The organism is Shewanella fidelis ATCC BAA-318 (assembly GCF_000518605.1).
Lineage (GTDB): Bacteria > Pseudomonadota > Gammaproteobacteria > Enterobacterales > Shewanellaceae > Shewanella > Shewanella fidelis.
Window position 1 is genome coordinate 268,743 of sequence record NZ_KI912458.1, and the last position, 18,874, is coordinate 287,616.

The following is an 18,874-nucleotide window of genomic DNA, read 5'->3' on the forward strand; positions in this document are numbered from 1 at the left end:
TTTTTCTCGTTAAAGCCAAAATAATAAAAAGCCCGCTAGAAGCGGGCTTTACATAGTTAAGTTTACTTAGAGCACTATAAGCGGTAACTCATGCTTAGCATGATGAAATGGGCATTATAGTCGTGGCTATTGCTACCAAAGCTCAATACATTCCAAATGCCATCAGGCGTGATGTCATTGGCCGCATCGTTATCTTTGTAGTTTTCCATCTTATAGTCTAAGCGTAGATCCATTTTCTCGGTTGCTTTGTATAAGGCGTAAACATTAACGTTATGCACTTTAGCGTAGTAATCACCGTAATCACCGGTAATACCTTGGCTAACTTGTGTATTGCTGTTTGAGTCTGAGTAGGTGTAATCAACGCCTAAACGTAGTTTGTTTTCCAATAGGTTGTTGTAGCTAAAGCCTGCACCAAGTACATCAACTTGATCTTCAACTACTCCATACCAGTTTGGCGCACCTAGGTTGCTGCTACCTGCTTGCTCTGAATCGATATTCTGACGGTTATAAAATGCCGTAACAGTCATGTCATCATTGATTAGGTAACTAACACTTGCGTCATAACTTAAATCTTTTGATTCAGTTAAGCCGATTTGGGTTTCGTTATAATCGTCAAGAGCGTAACGGGCACCAAAATCTAGCGTTAAGCTATCGATTGGGCTGTGAGTCACACGAGCTTCAACTTGGGTACGCTTTCTGTCGGCAAGGTTGTACTTGCGTAGCAGGTCGTTTTGCTCGCTAGACGTCCACTCAGAGGCTTGATAAGTCGAGCCATCACGTTCGCCGTAGCTACCTTTGATCCACATATTCCAGTTGGCAAAAGCGCTTAATTGGTACTTAGCCCAAAGTGTGCTTTCTTCAGTGGTTTCGCGATCTTGATAGCTGCGCTCATCTTTACGGTAGTCATAGCCACCTTCAAGCTTATGGCCGCGTGCTAAACGATAGTCAGCACCCAATTTAGCTTTATGGGTTGTGATGTCGTATGGCGTATTGTAAGCAGCTTGACCTGTAGTTGAGTCAATAGAGATTTGAGTCCACTCTTCAACATTGGTCTTGTTATCGCGGTCGCTATAATCATAGCTTGCGTTTAAACGAAGCTGGCGATTAATACGTGAGACCACTTTTAACGTAGCACCTTGAGTGTCAACCTGACCATCTAATGATTCAGCAGGCATTTGATAGCCGTAACCTGATGTGCTGAAGTCTTGATCTTGGGTCATCTGACCAAAGTAAACCCGACCATTCATGATAGTGCGACCTGCCACATATTGACCTAATAGCGAAACAGTATGGGCTTCGTTGTCTGGGTCAAGTGACATATAGCCTGTGGTTTGCGCACCAAAGGTTGGGCTAAACGCATTTTCAAATGATAGTTCGCTATATGCGTTTTTAAAGATTGAACCGTTATAGTTAACTGCTGTGTACCAGTTGTCACCAGCAAAACGGATCCCCGCTTCAATAGTGTCTGTGGTGTAGTCAACTGGCTCTGCAATCATCATAGATTGATTGTAAAAGCTACCAGAAGCTTGCTTTAACCCTGTCTTGTCTTCACGTTGGTAATTAACGTAAGTGCTCCACAGTGTTTCAGCCTGATATTCGAATCCAATACCAGCGCGTTCACGTTTAAGTGATAGCTCAAGTGGGTTAAGACTTGAGTACAGAGTACTCATATCTTGTGTGCTGCCACCGTGCACCCAGTCACCCGGTAAGGTTAGGTTATCGCCACCAATACCTTGATATGGGCTCATAGCCTTATCGGTTTTATAGGTCGCAATTTGGCGGTAGTTTAGGTTGAGGTTGTATTGACCTTGCTTACCGACATTGATGTCAGCGCGGCCGTTTTCCATACCTAAGTTGTCAGCTTCGATTGTTGCTTGATAGCCGTTTTCGCCTGTGTATTTAACATCTGCGTCAACTTTACCAGCAAAACCGTCTTCGGTTGCAAAAGCGTTAGCTGAACGGATGTCGTCACTGTCGCTATAGCCTGCGCCAATACCTACAGTACCTGATACGCCTTTTTCAACTTTACAGTTTTTACAAACCCATTTGTCGAACTTTACTTTTTCGGTGTTCGCATTTTGAATACCGTAACCATCAGCAGCAACGGCTGCACCCGATAGCATTCCGGCATGGGTAATCAAAGCGAGCGTGACCAAATTTAATTTGAATTTCATCTTCTCGTCTCCCTTAGCGCTGGAATAGCTTGCCAGATGGATGGTTAGAACCATGGATCTGGTTGTGACAGTTCAAACAGCTACGACCACCAGTCATGGCGTTGCCACCAACTGAAGAGCCTTGCTCAGTGTTGCCAAATAATGCTTGTCCGCTGTGGGCAGAAGAGTGACATTGTTGACAAAGCTGAGGAGCACGAGTTTTAAGCATACCTTCGTTAACGCTGCCGTGTGGATTATGGCATGCCACGCAATCTTCAGTTACGGGTGCATGCTCCCACAATTTTGGGCCGCGTTTCTCTGCGTGACATGAGTAACAAGTGTCATTAACCGTTGGCTTAACCAGATCGGCATCGCTCATGGTGCCATGTGGGTTATGACAGTCGCTACAAACCATTTGAGCCCATTTCATTGGGTGGCTTGAACGCTTGTTCATATCGGCTTTTTGTTGAGTGTGACAACTAGTACATACTTCCATTTCTGTGTTTTTAGACAGAACCGGATCTTTAGCTGTGTGTACTGAGTGACAAGAGGCACAAGCTACATCTGCATTGTCATGGTGTCCGCCATTCCAATCCATACGCTTGTCGTCTTTATGACAGCTCATACAAACACTGTTTTGTAGCTCAGGTGCCAGCGTTGACTCTGGACCGAAAGCGATCATCGGTTCGTTACCACCACGGTTATGTTTACCCATTGGGCCATGACATGCTTCACATTGCAGGCCAGCCATAGGGCTTTTACTTGAGTCTACAGAGCCGTGAACACCTTTAAAGATATCTGTTACTTTTTCAGACTTACGGTGACACATTAAGCAAGAATCAGCGCCTTTAGGTGAGTACTTACCTTCTGCAAACTTCTGATCTAGCGTAGCTTCAACCTCATCAGGCGTCATCTTAGCATCCCACTTTGAGGCTGTTGCTGTGTGGGCAAAACCAAGTGAAAGTACTGCCGATGCCATTAGGGCTGGTAGTAGGTTTTTGATTGTTTTTGTGATCTTCATAATAGCTTCCTAAATTTGCACAATTTGAAGAGAAGTGGGGGAGAGGCCTCCCCCTTTTCTAAACTCTTGGACTCAAGTGATTAAGGCTTGAGTCCAGTTGAGTTGCGCAAATTACATCTTCACAGAAGTGTGATCGCCTGGAGTCGGTGCGTGACAGTAGAAACAGCTTTCTAGCTGTGCAGCATCAGTTGCTTCTTGCTTAGAAACACCAACTAATGCACCTTGACCTTCAACGTGTGCTTTGAAGCTATCCATGTTGTAGCTGTGACAAGATACACAAGTTGCAGCGATAGGCGTTGAGTACTGGCCGCCGTCAGTAGCGATAGCGCCTTTCTTCTTGAATGCATCGCGGTCAAAGTCGTTATGACACTGGTCACAGTTCAAGCCAGGGATGACTGCGTAATCACCTTGACTATGGACTTTGTGCAGTTTCATTTCTAATGCACCTTGATTAGCACCACCTGCGTATGTTCCATCTGGAGTGTGACAAGTAGTACATGCATCTACACCGATAATCGGCTCACCGTTGGCATCGTTAGTGTGAGCAAGTTGCTCAGTCATTACGAAGCCTGCATGATGTCCGCCTTTGTGAATTTGGAAGTCATCAGAGTGACAGTTTGCACATGAAGTGAAGTTCACTGAGTCAACGTGACGCATGCTTGGTGCTTCACCAGATAGTGTGGCAAAAGCAAGATCTGACTTCATAGCGGTATACTTGCTAGTATCTTTGCCGTCAAAGCTTGGATCGTCACAAGTAACAAATTCACCATTTTCTGAACACATAGCCCAGCCAACAAATGTAAATGCAGTTTCAGCATCTTCACCTGCTGCACCTAGCTTAAGATCTTTAGTCGTGGTGTACACTAGCTTGCCAGCTTCAATCTTAGCTTTAGCATCGACAACGCCATTCATAATTGCGTTGACAGAGTCTTTACCGCTGTAACCAAGAGTCACGTTATTTGGACCAACGTTAGTGATCACTTCAAAGCGTTGGATCTTAGGTAGTAGGGTATCGATATCAACTTGCTCACCATTGCTATCAACAACTTGGATGCTAATAGTCGCAGCTTGAGTTGTTGCATCAATGATAGAAGCTGCATTGATACCGTATTGGTTGATTAAAGCAGACGTATCAGCAAAGCCAGCTGTGTGTAGCTCTTCTGTCCAGTTAGCATTATGACATGCGATACAGTTTGAGTTGTCAGCTTGTTGAGAGTGACCTTTGCCTGCTTTGAAGTCGATACCAGTATGACAGCTAGTACAGGTTTCCATTGTAGGAACACTTGACCAGTTGCCCCATTCGCTTAGCTCATCGCTGCCTTCTTCTGGCGCTACGTGACAAGACTTACAGTTGTTTTGGATAAGCGCTTCAGCCGCTTCACCTGTGTATTCTTTACCGTACTTGTCTTCAAATGTCTTAGCTGTATTGTGAATGTTATGGATCAGGTGATTCCATTGTGATTCAGTAGACATTGAGCTGCTATGACAAGTCGCACAAGTTTCTTCTTTGTAGTAACTGCTATGGCGTGTGGTTAGAGGCTTACCTTCAGCGTGACAGTTAGTACAAGTTTCATGAGAAACGATATTTTTAGTGTATTTAGCTTGATAGCCTTGGCCGTCAAAATCAGCAACGATTTCTTGGCGAGGAACTGAAGTAGTGCCATCAGCAAGTGTTGAACCTTCACCGCCAGCGTATACGTTGAAGCGTTGAGTTAAGTCAGCGTCGTATTCGCTTGGTTCAAAAGTGAAAGTGTATGAACCATTTTTGTTGTCAGTGTATGCGTCAGTGCCAGAAACGCGCGCAGTGCGAGTCCATTGTGCGCTATTACCTGCACCAGTGGCACCTTGAGGCGTTAGCTGTGCGCCAGTGATCCCAAGATCTTGCAAACCAACCACAGGAAGATCTTCTTCATTGGTTGCAAACACATTAACAGTCGGGATGCCGTCAGCGTAAGTTACATCAGTCACTTTAAGGTTAAGTGTGTTGATATATTCAGCCGCTGGGCCACCAGGCTTGCCATTATTACCATCATTACCATCGTCACCACCACAGCCGGTTAGGGCCATGGAGACAGCACCTGCTGCTAGAAGCAGCGCTATTTTAGATTTTTTAACATTCATCATTTTTTCCCTGCATAGGTTTGGCACTGTCTTAAACGTGTGACCCGATTTTTCATGGGTCGACTGTAATTTTTTAATTTCCGCTTAAGTCAATGCTGGAAATAAGATTCCCCAAGGAAAGGCTAACGTAATGCAGGGCTAAAATCTGCATAACAGGTGCTAAGATGTGACTTGGATCTGTCTATTTATAAAGAGGTATTAAAAGCGATGGGTACGGAGCGGGAAAGTTGTCTATTTCAATGCTTTTTGTGATGATTTTGTTAAGTTGACTTTAAGGCTGTTATTGAAAACTAAACATAAAAAAGGGAAGCTAAGCCTCCCTTTTTGATAGAAATTAACGTTCAGTTAATCTTGATGAACTAGTGGCCGTGAGCCGTTACGATTTGCTCTGGAGAGTGACAAGTTGCACAGCTCTCTGTTGCGTTAATCGCAGTATCTTTATCAAGTGCATCTAGTACACCACCGTTAGTTTCGATGTGAGCACGAGTTGACTCTTTAAACCAAGGGTCAGTAGGGCGGTGACACGTTAAACATGCACCTGCATCAGAAGATGCCCAAACTGCTTCGCCCGCTGCATTCACATCTTGCCATACACGACCCGGTGCACGACCTAAAGCGATACCTTCAAGCTTACCTGTTTTATCATCTGCCGCGTGACAAGTTGCACAGTCAGATTTCACAACAGTACCTGTGTAGTGACCTTCCGCTTTATGTGCTTTATAAGCAAAGTTTGTTGGAACAAACTTACCTGAACCCCAGTAAGTTTCAGAAAGTCCCTTGTCTGATGTATGACAAGCTTGGCAGTTTACACCGTTACCGTAGTGCACGATTTCTTGGTTATGACAGCTAGTACACTTAGCTTCGTCAATGATGCTACGACGTACTTTTGCTGCTTCGTTGGTGTCAGTACCATTCCAAGTAAAGCGTAGTGGCTGATCTTGGATATAAGCAGATGGGTTTAGCAATACATCTGGCTTATCTGCATCGTATTCACAAGCAGCTGGAACCACTTCTGCTACACCGTAACCACTTGATTTGAAACAAGTGGCAACACCAGCAAATAGTTCAACACTCTTGCCTTCTAGGTCGCTAGGTAATCCTAGCTTGCTGTTTGTGCTGTCAATACTAAATGTTTTAGTGGTTTCGTTGTAAGTTGAAACTTCAGTGTTAGTTAGCGCAAAGCCGCGAGCACTGTACTTACTAGTATCGGTATAAGCTGGGTAATCTTTGTCGATATCCCATGAGAAGTAGATGCTAGATTTAGTGTATTTGCTTGGGTTAGCGATAAACTCTTTTGCTACTGGCTCACCATTGCCATCAAGGATCTGCACGTCAAATGTCAGTGCATTACCAGTGACTTTCACATTGGTAAATTTAGCAGAGTAGTTTTGGCTATCTAGGTAGCGCTTCATTACATCGCCGTGACGCTTTTCTGCATTACCAGTACCTGGGTAAGTATCTGTAGCGTTGTGACAAGCCATACAGTTAGTGCTTGAGTGGTTGCTAGATGGTTTTTCAGTGTGACAACCAATACACGCTGTGTTGCTTAAGTCGGCTTTGAATAGATCTGCATTTGCTGGAGCATTTTCGCCCTCAACGTGACAAGCAGTACAATCCGCAGCTGGGTTTTGTGGATATTCCACGTCACCGTAGTCATGTACACCGCCGCCATAGCCGATTACCTTGTAAGGAGCCGGAACCATGCCTTCGGCAGTGCTAGTCATTCTTTCGCTACCTTTATGGATCGCGTGGATCATATAGGTAAAGTCTACGCTGTTGCCTGACTCTGGATCGCCAGATGTCGCTGTATGACAAGATGCACAGTTTTCAATGTCGATACGACGGCCGCCATGGAAAGCAAGGCTTTCTGGTTGGTGACAGGTATAACAAGTTTCAATTGCAACGACGTTACGAGTCTGAATACCATCAGTCATGCCAGTTGATGGCTGCCAGTCAAAGTGCGCGTTGGCTGCAAATTTAGGTAGTTCAAGCTCAAGTGTGGCACGTTGAGTGAATTCAGCATTGTAAGCAACGGCTACAGGTGCCGTTACATCAGCAATATTTTGTTGGAATGTGTAGGTATAGCTACCATCGCCGTTGTCAACGAAACACGTTTCGCAGTTTGAGGCTTTTTCCACTTCAGCTTGGAATTGCTTAGACGGGTTAATGTGTGATTCGTCTTCTGGGATCCAATCTTCATTCGGTGCTTTTTCAGTATTGATATAAGCTTGCCATTGGAAGCCTCTATCAACTTCCTTTTCACCCATTAGCTCAGTTACATGAGTCAATTGAGCGATACCAAATCGTAAATCATGATCTTTAGTTAGACCAAGTACTGCAACGCCGTTGTCATTTTCAAGTTTAAAATCAACGGTTACTGTACCTGAATCAACTGTGGCATTAGTGAAAATAGCGTTAAGGCTTTTAGCGTTATCAATGCTTACCCCAACTACACCGTCGTTGCCATCGTTGCCGTCTTTGCCATCACTGCCACAACCGGTAACGGCTAATGAAAGCGCTCCGGCTGTAAGCAATGCTTTTGAAGCAGCGCTTAAGTTAAATTTGTTCATCATTTTTTCCCTGCAATAGTTTTATTCATCACTGAGCTGCTGTTTTTATTGAGAATAGTTCTCATCAAACTATGTTCAGTGTGCGGAATTTTAGTTCCATTGCTAAGGCTATATAAGCGCAACGTTTTTAGCAGGTGTTTTAAGCCCTTTATGTGATTAATGTCAGACTATTTCTTTAGAGGTATTAATAAAAATGCAGTTTTAGCACTAATTTAAGAATCGATTAATAATAAGTCAGTGAAAAATGCCCAAATGTTGCAGTAATGTAGCGATAATCCACTGTGGTTTGGTAGAGAGTAAATTGTTTGTTTTTTAGCTATCTTGTTGATACATCATAGTGACAAGCGTCATTAAAATGCGTCTTTGATTACAAAAAAAGGCGAGGAGATTATCTCCTCGCCTTGGTAAAGCTTAAATGGGTCGCAGAGCCTGTTAGGTTCTACTTGTAGTTAACAGGGTGTACTTTATCTACCCCAAAAGACTTACCTTCAGCATGACAAGTTGCACAGCTTTCGCTTCCGCTGTAGCTGCCAAGTGGCGCACCAAATACCCCGCCATTCGATTCAACGTGCGCAGGGTAACTTGCTTTGGTATGGCAAGAGCCACATGCCGCTGCAATTGGCGAGTATTCGCGAATGTCATCGCTGCCGTTTTCACCTTGGTTTAATACAGCAGGTAGGTTAGCGGTGTTTTCCAGTGCTAATTGGCTCTTTTCATGACAAGATGCACAATCACCATAATGCTTAGTAAAGGTAATGGTTTCATTACGATTGCTGTTTACTTTAGTCCGCTTATTAGCATGTAAAGTGTGGATCATCACTTTATAGTCAAGAGAGTTTTCTAAACCTACGCGGCTGCCTTTAAATGCACCATCAGCAACAGCATGGAGAGCTTGTCCCTTGTGGCAAGATACACAGCTACCATCGGTTAATGATAGAGGTTGCTCTTTACTGTCGGGCATATGGCATGAGCCACAAGATGTTCTTTGGTGGAATGATAAATCAATCGCATCATCATGACAGGCTTGGCAGGCAGACTCTGACGCGCTATTAAAACGTAGTGATGCAACTTCTCCTATGGTGGCAAACGCTGCTGGGTTAGTGGTTACTGTTGCGAGAATGTGTTCTTCGCTGCATGCCACAGTCGCTTGTGTATCACGGGATGCACAAATATTTAAATGACTCATTAGGGCACCGGTTTCAAACTCGATCCCAGTTAACTGCACTGTGTATTGGTAACCATCAGCACTCGCTTCAACACTAATTTCACCGGCTTCAATTGCTGCTTGGTCAGCCAAATTAATCATTTTGTGGGTTGCTGTTAAGTCGCCACGGCTCATCTTCCAAACATCAGCAAAGTCATTGTGTTGATTCTCAACTATCTGAACATTTAGTGCATTTATCGCTTCATCTTCATGTGGTGCTAACCCCCCTTGGCCACTAAAGCTAACATTGAAAGTCAGTGTTTGCAGATCTGCATCATATACACCGTTTGCTACTGAGAACTTGTATGCTTCTTTTGCAGATGTCAGTGTGAGCTCCTTATTTAAATGGAACTTAGCGGCCCCCATAGGGTTGCTTGCATCGGCATGACATGCAGCACAATCCCCTTCAATGTATTGTGGGAATTGCTCTGAGTGAAATAGTCCACGTGCGGTGCCATCCCATTCTGGCGCTGCAAATTTCTCATGACAACTTAAGCAGGCTTCTTGGCGATGGAAGTGGAAGTTATCCGCTTGTGCTGGCGCAGTTTCGCCTTCAATATGACAAGATTGACAACTTTTGCTGTCTGCAGGGAAGGTGGCATTGCTGTAGTCATGGGCTTTACCGCCATAACCAATCATGAAGTAATCACCTTTGTGGATTTGATGCAGCATAGAACCAAAGTCAATTGTTGCACCAGTTTCTGGATCGCCTGAATAGCTGGTGTGGCATACCACACAATTTTCTATCTCAATTCGCTTACCGCCATGAAGTGACAGCTTTGGCGCCCAAGCATGCTCGTAATCATCATTATGACAACGTATACAGGACTCTTGCAGATCAACCAAATTACGAGTTTCATCAGCTTCAGCAGCTCTATCTAGCGCTGGGATAAAGTCATAATGAGTGTTGATTAAGGTTGCATTCGATACCACGTTGGTTGGTTTGAGTTCCAACGTTATACGATGTGTTAGTTCGGCATTAAATGTAGTGTCAAGGCCTTCGATTTGCTCATAGTCACTGAGTGCTTTGGAGAAAGTATAGCGATACTCGCCATGACCTAGTACTTCTATGCAGTCAGTTTTACAGCTTGTTTCAATATTCGCTTGCAGTTGCGGGCCTTGGTGTTTATCCCAGCCTTCAGGTAGATCTTGACCGTCGGCAATACTTCCAGGCTCCTTTAAGGTATTTATGTAACTGGTCCATTGCGTAGCTTTGACGCCTTTATATTGTTCAGCTTCTGGTGCTGGTGAATCAAAGCCGGGCAACGGGCGTGAACGTTTTTGTAAAGCATCAAGCTTAGCCACGCCAAAACCAAGAGCATTGATATCTTTAAAAGATTCTAAGCCAGAGACCGCAACGCCGTTGGCGGTGAGTAGTTCAAAGTCAACTGCGACGACACCTTCTGTAATCGTTGCATGTAAGATATTGGCTTTTAGGCTGGTCGCTTGCTGGATATCAACACCGATATTGCCATTGTCGCCATCTTCGCCATCTTTGCCATCACTGCCACAACCCACGAGCGCTAAGGATAAGGCGCTAATGCCGATTGCTGCTTTAACAGCATTTGTGAATTTATATTGATTCATCATCATGTTATTCCCTGCATAGGTTTTATTTGCCATGAGGTTTTTACCTCTTTAAGCATGAGGGGAGCCTCAGCAAGATCTTATCTATAAAGAGGTAGCAACCTTTGTTGTAGCGAATTAAATGTGAGCTGGATCGATAAGGCTATTGTTAATGGTTAAATAATGTTAAAAGTCAATTTATTCAATTGGTTGAGGGGGTTGTGACTGTGGTTTTCAGCTTGGTTTAATTTTGAGCGTAATAAGATTAATTTAAGCTTAAACTGCGGTGATTATTTGGCCTCAAGCTTGATCTGTATCAAGTTAATTAGCGGCTTCAACTTGTTGTCATTAACACTTTGCTTACATTTGGCTTTAGCTCTTGTTACTTGGTCTTTGTTTGATTGTTGCTCACAATGGCTGTTTGTTGCGCAAATTGTTGGTGATGATCAAGTTGAAATGAAAAAGGAGGCATAAGCCTCCTTTAATACAAGCGGTTACTTAAGCATTAGTTACCATGCACTTCGAGTAACTGCTGAGGACTATGACAAGTTGCACAAGCTTCTGCTGCACGACCTTTAGCATCTTCAGGGCTCATACCATCTAAGATCCCGCCATTGGCAACGATATGGTTAGCACCTGAGTCACTCAGGTATTTTTGGTGACAGCTTAAACATGTGCCGGCATCAGATGAGACCCAAATGTCAGCACCGGTTTCTTTATCACCATAGCGCCACACTCTGTCGCTTGCTCGACCCAGTTGAATGCCATCAGAAGTATGACAAGTTGAGCAATCTGTTTTTAGGACTGTACCTGATTGAACACCAGCATACTTTAAGTAGTGACCATCGGCCTCGTGAGCTTTAAAGGCATAGCTTGTTGGCTTTTTGCCACCAGGATAACTGTCGTCTGATTTAGTTGTTTTATCAGATGTATGACAAGTTTGGCAGTTATAGCCGTTGTTATAGTGATAGTTTTCTTGGTTATGACAGCTTTGACATTTCGCTGCGTCAATAATTGAGCGACGCATAGCTGCTTGCATAGTGTCATCAACACCGGCGCCTGACCATACAAAATGGTATGGTGCTTCTTTTACTGCTACCGAACGAGTGCTGTCAGAACACTCAGTCATCTTAATTTCGTCAACAGCATATCCGCCATTATTAAAGCAAACCTCAACCGTTGACCATAGTTCGAAGGTTTTGCCTGTCGCATCCGTTGGCATGTCGAAAGTGTCAGCGACTATGGTAAAGGTTTTCGTTGCTGCATCGTATGTGCCGTCCTCGAGCTTAAAGCGACGATTACTGTATGACGCATCTGCATAGGCAGGGAAGTCTTTATCACTGTCCCAAGCAACAATGACGCGAGTACTTGTTTTGATAAACTCTGAACCTATGCCCGTGCCGCTACTGTCTTGAATTTGTACATCAAATTTCAGTTTACCATTTGGGTCTAATCCGATATTACTGAACATAACCCCCATAGCTTCAGCTTCAACATAAGCTTTTAATACATCGCCGTGACGTTTTTCTGCACTACCTGTACCTCGGTAAGGATCGGTTGAATTGTGGCAAGCGACACAATTAGTGCTGCTGTGAGATTGAGACGGTTTTTCTGTGTGACAACTGACGCAAGCAGTATTGCTAAGATCGGCTTTGAACAAGTCTGCATTAGCTGGCGCTCCTTCACCTTCAACGTGACAGGCTGAGCAGTCTGCCGCTGGCTTTTGCGGATACATGACTTTGCCATAATCATGTACGCTGCCGCCATAACCGACAATTTTATATGGCGCTGGTACCATGCCGTCTGGTGTACTGGTTTGTCTATCTTGCCCTTTGTGTATTGCATGGATCATATACGTATAATCCACACTGTTACCGCTTTCAGGATCCCCCGAGGTTGAGGTATGGCAACTCGCACAGTTTTCTAATGCAATACGACGTCCACCATGAAGCGCTAAACTCTCAGGCTGGTGACAGGTATAACAGGCACTTATATTAACCACGTTGCGAGTTTGGATATCTTCAGTTGCCCCTGTTGACGGTTGCCAATCATAGTGAGCATTAGCGGTAGCTTGAGGAAGTTTGAGCTCTAGTGTTGCTCTATGGGTATTATCTTCGCCATAGGTGATTGTTAATGGCTCGGTGACATTGGCGATATTTTGCTGGAATGTATAACTGTAACTGCCATCATTGTTATCGATAAGACAGTCATCACAATTACTGGCAGCTTCTACATTTGCCTGATACTGCGGTGATGGATTAAGGCCACTGCTGTCATCTGGCGGAGTGCCCGGCTCTTTAAGTTGATTGATGTAAGCTTGCCATTGATAGCCTCTATCAACTTCTTCATCGCCGATAACTTCGGTGACTTTTGCTAATTGAGCGATGCCAAAGCGCAAGTCATAGTCTTTAGTTAACCCAAGAACAGCAACACCGTTGGCATTTTCTAGATTAAAGTTAACGGTGACTACGCCTTCTTCCACAGTTGCTTCAGTAAACTGTGCTTGAACACTGCTAGCTGAATCAATATTGACTCCGACTACGCCATCAGCACCATCTGCACCGTCATTACCATCACTACAGCCAAAAAGTAAGGCCGAAGCGGTAAGCGCAAGCAGCTTCAGTTTTAATTGTTTGGTTTTTATATCCATAATTTTGCGTTCCATTGTTTGTCATGAGTTGTTTAACCCATGGTCTGCATCACAAATTGGTTGTTCATTTAAAATGAAAGCGGCCTAGTGCAGTTTGCCTAGGCCTTATATTGTTATTGTATTGGGTGCACTTTTAGTACATCCACAGCAGCCCCTTGACCGTGGCAAGTTGCGCAGCTTTCGGTTCCCGCAGTGGCATCAGCCTCACTACCATTAAACACTCCGCCTTGTTGAGTCATATGAGCTTTAGCACTATCGCTTAGATGACAGGCACTGCAGATAGCTGATGTAGCACTGGTAAAGCTGCCATCGTTAAATGCCAAAGGTTGCACTGCTGCTGATAACGGTAGCGCAGCTGTTAATATGCCGGCTTCATCTGTTGTATGGCATTGAGCACAATTGCCGATATTGCCCGGGTAGTTAATATCTGGATAACTTTCGCGGGAGCCAGCATGTAACGTATGTGCAAGGTGCTTGTAATCAGCAGTTGAAGCGGCAGGGTTGATTGCGCTTGCATCTGCTTGCATATTAGGGTTATGACACAACTGACATTGCTGTTCTAAGTCATTGCGTGAACCGTGATAATTCAACTGTTGATCGCCGTGACAACTACCACAAGTTTCATTGCTGACGACCATTCTGCGCCCTTGGTCAGTCACCTCTGTGGCACTAAAGAACTGATAGCTTGAGTCAATGGTTGTGGTTGTTTCTGTGTCATCACAATTCACTAGCATTGCGCCATTACTGCATAGTCGGCCTTGGAGGGCGAGGGTACCTTTATCGGTTGTTGGATCATCGCTTAGGGTTAAGCCAGCTATTTGATATTGATATGTACCATTGCTGCCTGATATTGGCTCAATATCTTGTAGTTTTATTGATTTGGCACTGCGAGTGGTGTAATCAACACTAATACCGAAGTTGGCATAAACGCGCAAATCATTGATAAAGTCCAATTTATCGGCGCTGTCGCTATACACCTCATTGGTTGCAGGGTTGGATAGCCTGATCTCAAAGTTTACTGCATCACCATTCAATTCTGCGCTAACGACTTCAGCATTAAATTGCGCGAGTACAGCATCGGTATCTGCTTGACTATGGGCACTCATGGTCCAGTCTGGGTTATGACAAGCAACACAGTTGCTGTTGTCGACTTGGGCTGGATGGCCTTGACCCGATGGGAAGTCAATATTGGTATGACAACTTCCACAAGCTTGCATGGTTGGTACCCGAGCCCAGTTCATATTTTCTGTTAAGGTTTCATCTGCCACGTGACAAGTTTGGCAGTCGGCAAGTGATACTGGGAAGCCTGTAAGGTGCTTGCTATGTACCATAGGGGCAAACACGTTATCAGGGTTGCTTACTTTGTCGGCGTTATGACAGGTCACACAGGTTTCGACTTCATTATATTTGCTGCCGTGAAATGCTAGATCGTTATGACATGTATTACAGGTCTGCATCTCAATGAGGTTGCGGGTGTAAGCAGGTTCACTGCCATTATCTTGCCAGTCAAAGTGCTGGTTAGTTACCGGCAGCGCAGTGCCGTCGGGTAGAGTATCGCCACCGACTTTGATCACGACACGCTGAGTCGCACCGGGCATAAATGCAATATTGTTCATGCCATTAAAGGCACCACTAAAGGTATAGCTATATTGACCATTTTTGTGATCAACAAAGTCACCATCGCAACTATTACTGCATGACTCTGAAGTAAAGTATTGCCATTGGCTAGCATCACCTGCATTGGTAAAGCCTTGAGGTAATAACTGGGCCGCAAGATAAGTGGCTGATGGAACTCCAACAACTGGCTCGTCATTTTCGTTGGTTATTCGATAATTAACCGTCGCTATTTCTGAACTAAAAACGACCTCACTCACTTCTATGTTAAGTGCATTGATCTCACTTGCTGGTGGCCCTCCGGGCTCTCCAGGGTTACCGGGTGTACCATCGTCTCCGCTACAGGCGGCTAGTGAACTCACAAATAGTAAAGAAATTAGGGCTTTGTTTATGTTGAAAGCCTTTGATTTGTTTGTGATTGATTGTTTGCACTTTGGGCTTAACGCCTTAAATTCAATGTTCAATTTGATATCCTCAATTCCCTTTATTTGGCATAACTTACCCAGACTTAAGCTGACAAGTTTGGGGTAGCTCCTTTGCTACAGCTCATAGCTAAAGGTAAATCCAACATAGTGAGCACTATAGTCGTGGCTAAGATCTCCAAAGATTAAAACATTGGGGATCGCGTCTAGAGTTAGGCCTTGGTTGAGCCAATCTGAATCTTTATAGTCTTCAAAGATCCAATCAAAACGTAACGCCATTTTTTCGCCTAATTGATATTTGGCAAACGCGCTAATATTGTGGCGCTTGGCAAAATAGTCACCGTAAGGTGAACTTATCCCTTGAGTGAGCTCAGTGTCGCTTTGGCCATCGGAATAGCTGTAGTCCAAACCTAGGTCGAGCTTTTTATCTATGAGGTTTCGATAATCGATTCCGGCACCGACTAAAGTTGATTCTTCGTCTGTGTTGACATACCAATTTGGTAAACTGAAATTACTACTACCGGCTTGGTCACTGTCGCGCCAATCTTGATTTAAGTAAGCATTGATAATGAAATTATCATTGAGCAAATAGCTGGCAGATATATCGTAACCTTGGGTGTCTACTTGAGTGAGGCCGACTAAGGTTTGGTCGTAATTGTCACTACTGACGCGCACATTGGCGCTGGCAGAAAATGCAGAGTTGGTGTTATAGCTTACATTAACTTGGTATTGCTCCCTCTCTCTATCTGCTAGGTAAGACTTTCTTAAGTAGGGGTTACTCTGGCTATTAGTGGAGCTGACGGGATCATAAGTGCTGCCTGTTCTATCACTAAATTCTGCTTTTAACCACGCAGACCAAGCAGAGGATATTTTGTAGTTAACTTTGGCCGATAAACCATTCTCACGCAGTCTGTCTCTATCTAAATCGCTATAATCGTTGTGGTCGTACTGGTATTCAGTATCGAGGTAAATGGCTCTGCTAAAACGATATTTGGCACCAATTTTTGCTTGTTGTCTGGTTCTATCATATTCAGGGTTCATTGCCGTCCCTGCGTAATAGCTATCAGTAACTACTTGCGGAAAAGGCTTGATGGCGGTTTTGTTATCTCTATCGGAGTAATCGTAGCTGGCACGAATGGCTAATTGCCGTAACGGTCGACTAGTGTATTTTAGTCGCATATCTGTGGTATCAACTTTACCGTCTAAATTTGTGGTTGGCAGAGCTGGGCTTGGGCCATTAATTGTTGCTGGCAAAAATGCATCATCTTGAGTAAAACTAGCCATGCCTAGGTGCATTAATACTTGATGACCGTTCCCACTGATCTGGGCGTTAGTACCAATTCGGTAGGCTTTATTATCTGGCGCTACAGCACTTTGCCCTGTGTAGGCTGCACCAAAAGTGGGTGTGAAAGCATTTTGCCAAATGAGTGAGTCATGATCGTTGTTGTACTGACTAAAACTAGAATCGATACCAATTAGCCAGCCGGGGCCGTTAAAGTATAATTTGGCGTTAAACTCATCAGTGCTGTCATCTATCGGTTGGGCTAACATCGCACTATTGGTTAGGAAATTACCAGAAAAACTGCGTTTTCCTTGGCGCTTCTCATGTTGATAACTGATATCAGCTTGGTAAAAGCCACCAGTATAGTTAGCGTCAACTAAAAACCGATCTCGCTGGCTGCTTAAAGCTACTTGTTTCGCATCATCGAATAAAGTCGGCATTTGTGCAGTGACAGCCCCTGTTTGCCAATTAGCAGGTAAGGTTAAGCTATCACCTGCGTTAGCATAGGGGCTTAATGCTGAGTTAGTATCATAGTGAGCTAAACCACGATAACCTAAGCCTATTTTATATTGACCTACACGGCCTGTTTCTAACCGTGCACTCCCTGCGTCATATCCCAACTTATCGGCGACAAATGTGGTTTGATAGCCTGACTTTGATTTGTTTATCAGATCAGCGTCGACACCAGCCACTAAGCCATCTTTATCTGTCCCTGTCGTATTACCAAAATGGATATCATCGGCGTCATTGTATGCAGCATTGATGCTGATTGTGCCGTTAAAACCTGTTTCAACAACGCAGCGTTTACACTCCCACTTTTCGGTATTAGCTTTTTCTCGGTTAGCATTTTGCAAACCGTAGCCATCTGCGTAAACTGGAGATATTGCAGCACTTATTGCTAGGGCTAATAAAGAGCGTTTGCTGTTGAACTGTGAATTGAATCTAAACATGACGGCCACTCCTTGTTAGCGTTGCAATAATTTGCCAGATGGATGATTTGAACCATGAACTTGGTTGTGGCAGTTCATGCAGCTTTGTCCAGCATTGAAGGCGTTTGGGTTTCCGCCAAATACGGCATTAGAGGTATGACCGACAGATGCATGGCACTGCTGACATAACATAGGTGGTTTACTGATTAACATGCCTTCGTTAACGCTACCGTGAGGGTTATGGCAATTGACACAATTGTCGGTGACGGGTGCGTGCTCCCAAAGTTTAGGACCACGTTTTTCGGCGTGGCAAGAATAGCAATTCTCATTGACACTCATTTGCTTTAATCCTGCATCAGCGATGCTTCCGTGAGGATTATGGCAATCACTACACACCATTTGTTGCCACTTTAGTGGGTGGGCAGATCGTTTGTTTATGTCTGCTTTTTGCTCGGTATGGCAAGTAGTACAAACAGCGACTTCGGTGCTTTTATCTGCAATAGGATCATGACCGGTATGCACTTGGTGGCAGTCTGCACAGCTGACATCGGCATTATCGTGGTGGTTACCTTGCCAAGCCATACGCTTGTCATCGTTATGGCAGCTCATACAGACACTGTTTTGTTTTTCTGCAGGAACAGGGGAGTTAGCGCCAAAGGTAATCATAGGCTCTTTACCGCCGCGATTATGGTTACCTTGTGGCCCATGGCAGGCTTCACACTGTAAATCTTGCATCGGTGAACCTGAAGCCATGCTGCCGTGAACACCATCGAACAGTGCCATGACTTTTTCACTTCGTCTGTGGCACATTAGGCAGGAGTCGGCACCTTTAGGAGAGTATTTACCCTCGGAAAATTTCTTATCGAGTATGGCTTCTACTTCTTGTGGGTCTTGATCTGCCCACGGGTTGGCAAATACATTGCAGCTAATAATTAACGACAGTAAAAATAGTCCGAGCGCAGATTTGCCTGAGAACCATCCGGTGTTCTTGTTCATCATCTCATCCCATTCGTTTTTTTAACGATATTTTTTTGGTAAACAAAATTAGTAGTTTTGTAAATTACTAATGTTTAATAATAGCGAGTTTTTGTGACAAATCCATAACAAATGTAGGGTATTTAACGAATGGGATGCCTGTTTTTATTGAGTTTTAGAATGAATTTAGACTTTAGTATGTAAAGATTACAAAATGGGTCGTCTATTGATGAAGTGTAAATAATAACCATTATTATTTAAGGGGGATTTATAGCGGCTATTTATCTTTTAGAGAAGCGTTTATTAGTTGAGAGATTTATCACATAATAGTGAACACAATTGAAAACTATTATCGTTTACAGGCTCA

The 18,874-nt window shown here is 44.1% G+C and carries 9 protein-coding genes; all 9 read right to left on the minus strand.

The window, feature by feature from the left end; all coding sequences use genetic code 11:
• Window positions 1-74: 74 nt before the first annotated feature.
• A complete protein-coding gene (locus L884_RS0114705) occupies window positions 75-2,174 on the minus strand; it encodes an MtrB/PioB family decaheme-associated outer membrane protein (RefSeq protein WP_028768204.1) in 2,100 nt (699 codons plus the stop codon).
• A 13-nt stretch (window positions 2,175-2,187) separates the two neighbouring features.
• Window positions 2,188-3,174 carry a DmsE family decaheme c-type cytochrome gene (locus L884_RS0114710; protein ID WP_028768205.1) on the minus strand — a complete coding sequence of 329 codons (987 nt, stop codon included), beginning with the start codon at window positions 3,172-3,174 and terminating at the stop codon, window positions 2,188-2,190.
• 111 nt (window positions 3,175-3,285) lie between these two features.
• The gene (locus L884_RS0114715) at window positions 3,286-5,295 is read right to left on the minus strand and encodes an OmcA/MtrC family decaheme c-type cytochrome (protein WP_342665505.1); all 2,010 of its coding nucleotides are present in this window, start codon (window positions 5,293-5,295) and stop codon (window positions 3,286-3,288) included.
• 359 nt (window positions 5,296-5,654) lie between these two features.
• The gene (locus L884_RS0114720) at window positions 5,655-7,868 is read right to left on the minus strand and encodes an OmcA/MtrC family decaheme c-type cytochrome (protein WP_028768207.1); all 2,214 of its coding nucleotides are present in this window, start codon (window positions 7,866-7,868) and stop codon (window positions 5,655-5,657) included.
• Window positions 7,869-8,304: 436 nt separating this feature from the next.
• Window positions 8,305-10,692, minus strand: a complete 2,388-nt coding sequence (locus L884_RS0114725) for an OmcA/MtrC family decaheme c-type cytochrome (protein WP_245603138.1) — start codon at window positions 10,690-10,692, stop codon at window positions 8,305-8,307.
• Between the two features lie 448 nt (window positions 10,693-11,140).
• Window positions 11,141-13,300: an OmcA/MtrC family decaheme c-type cytochrome gene (locus L884_RS0114735; RefSeq protein WP_028768210.1), complete on the minus strand. Its 2,160-nt coding sequence runs from the start codon at window positions 13,298-13,300 to the stop codon at window positions 11,141-11,143.
• 98 nt (window positions 13,301-13,398) lie between these two features.
• Window positions 13,399-15,291 (minus strand): OmcA/MtrC family decaheme c-type cytochrome, encoded by a 1,893-nt coding sequence (locus L884_RS0114740; RefSeq protein WP_028768211.1) that lies wholly within the window; start codon window positions 15,289-15,291, stop codon window positions 13,399-13,401.
• A 147-nt stretch (window positions 15,292-15,438) separates the two neighbouring features.
• A complete protein-coding gene (locus L884_RS0114745) occupies window positions 15,439-17,553 on the minus strand; it encodes an MtrB/PioB family decaheme-associated outer membrane protein (protein ID WP_028768212.1) in 2,115 nt (704 codons plus the stop codon).
• Between the two features lie 15 nt (window positions 17,554-17,568).
• Window positions 17,569-18,531 (minus strand): DmsE family decaheme c-type cytochrome, encoded by a 963-nt coding sequence (locus L884_RS0114750; RefSeq protein WP_425423495.1) that lies wholly within the window; start codon window positions 18,529-18,531, stop codon window positions 17,569-17,571.
• Window positions 18,532-18,874: the final 343 nt, after the last annotated feature.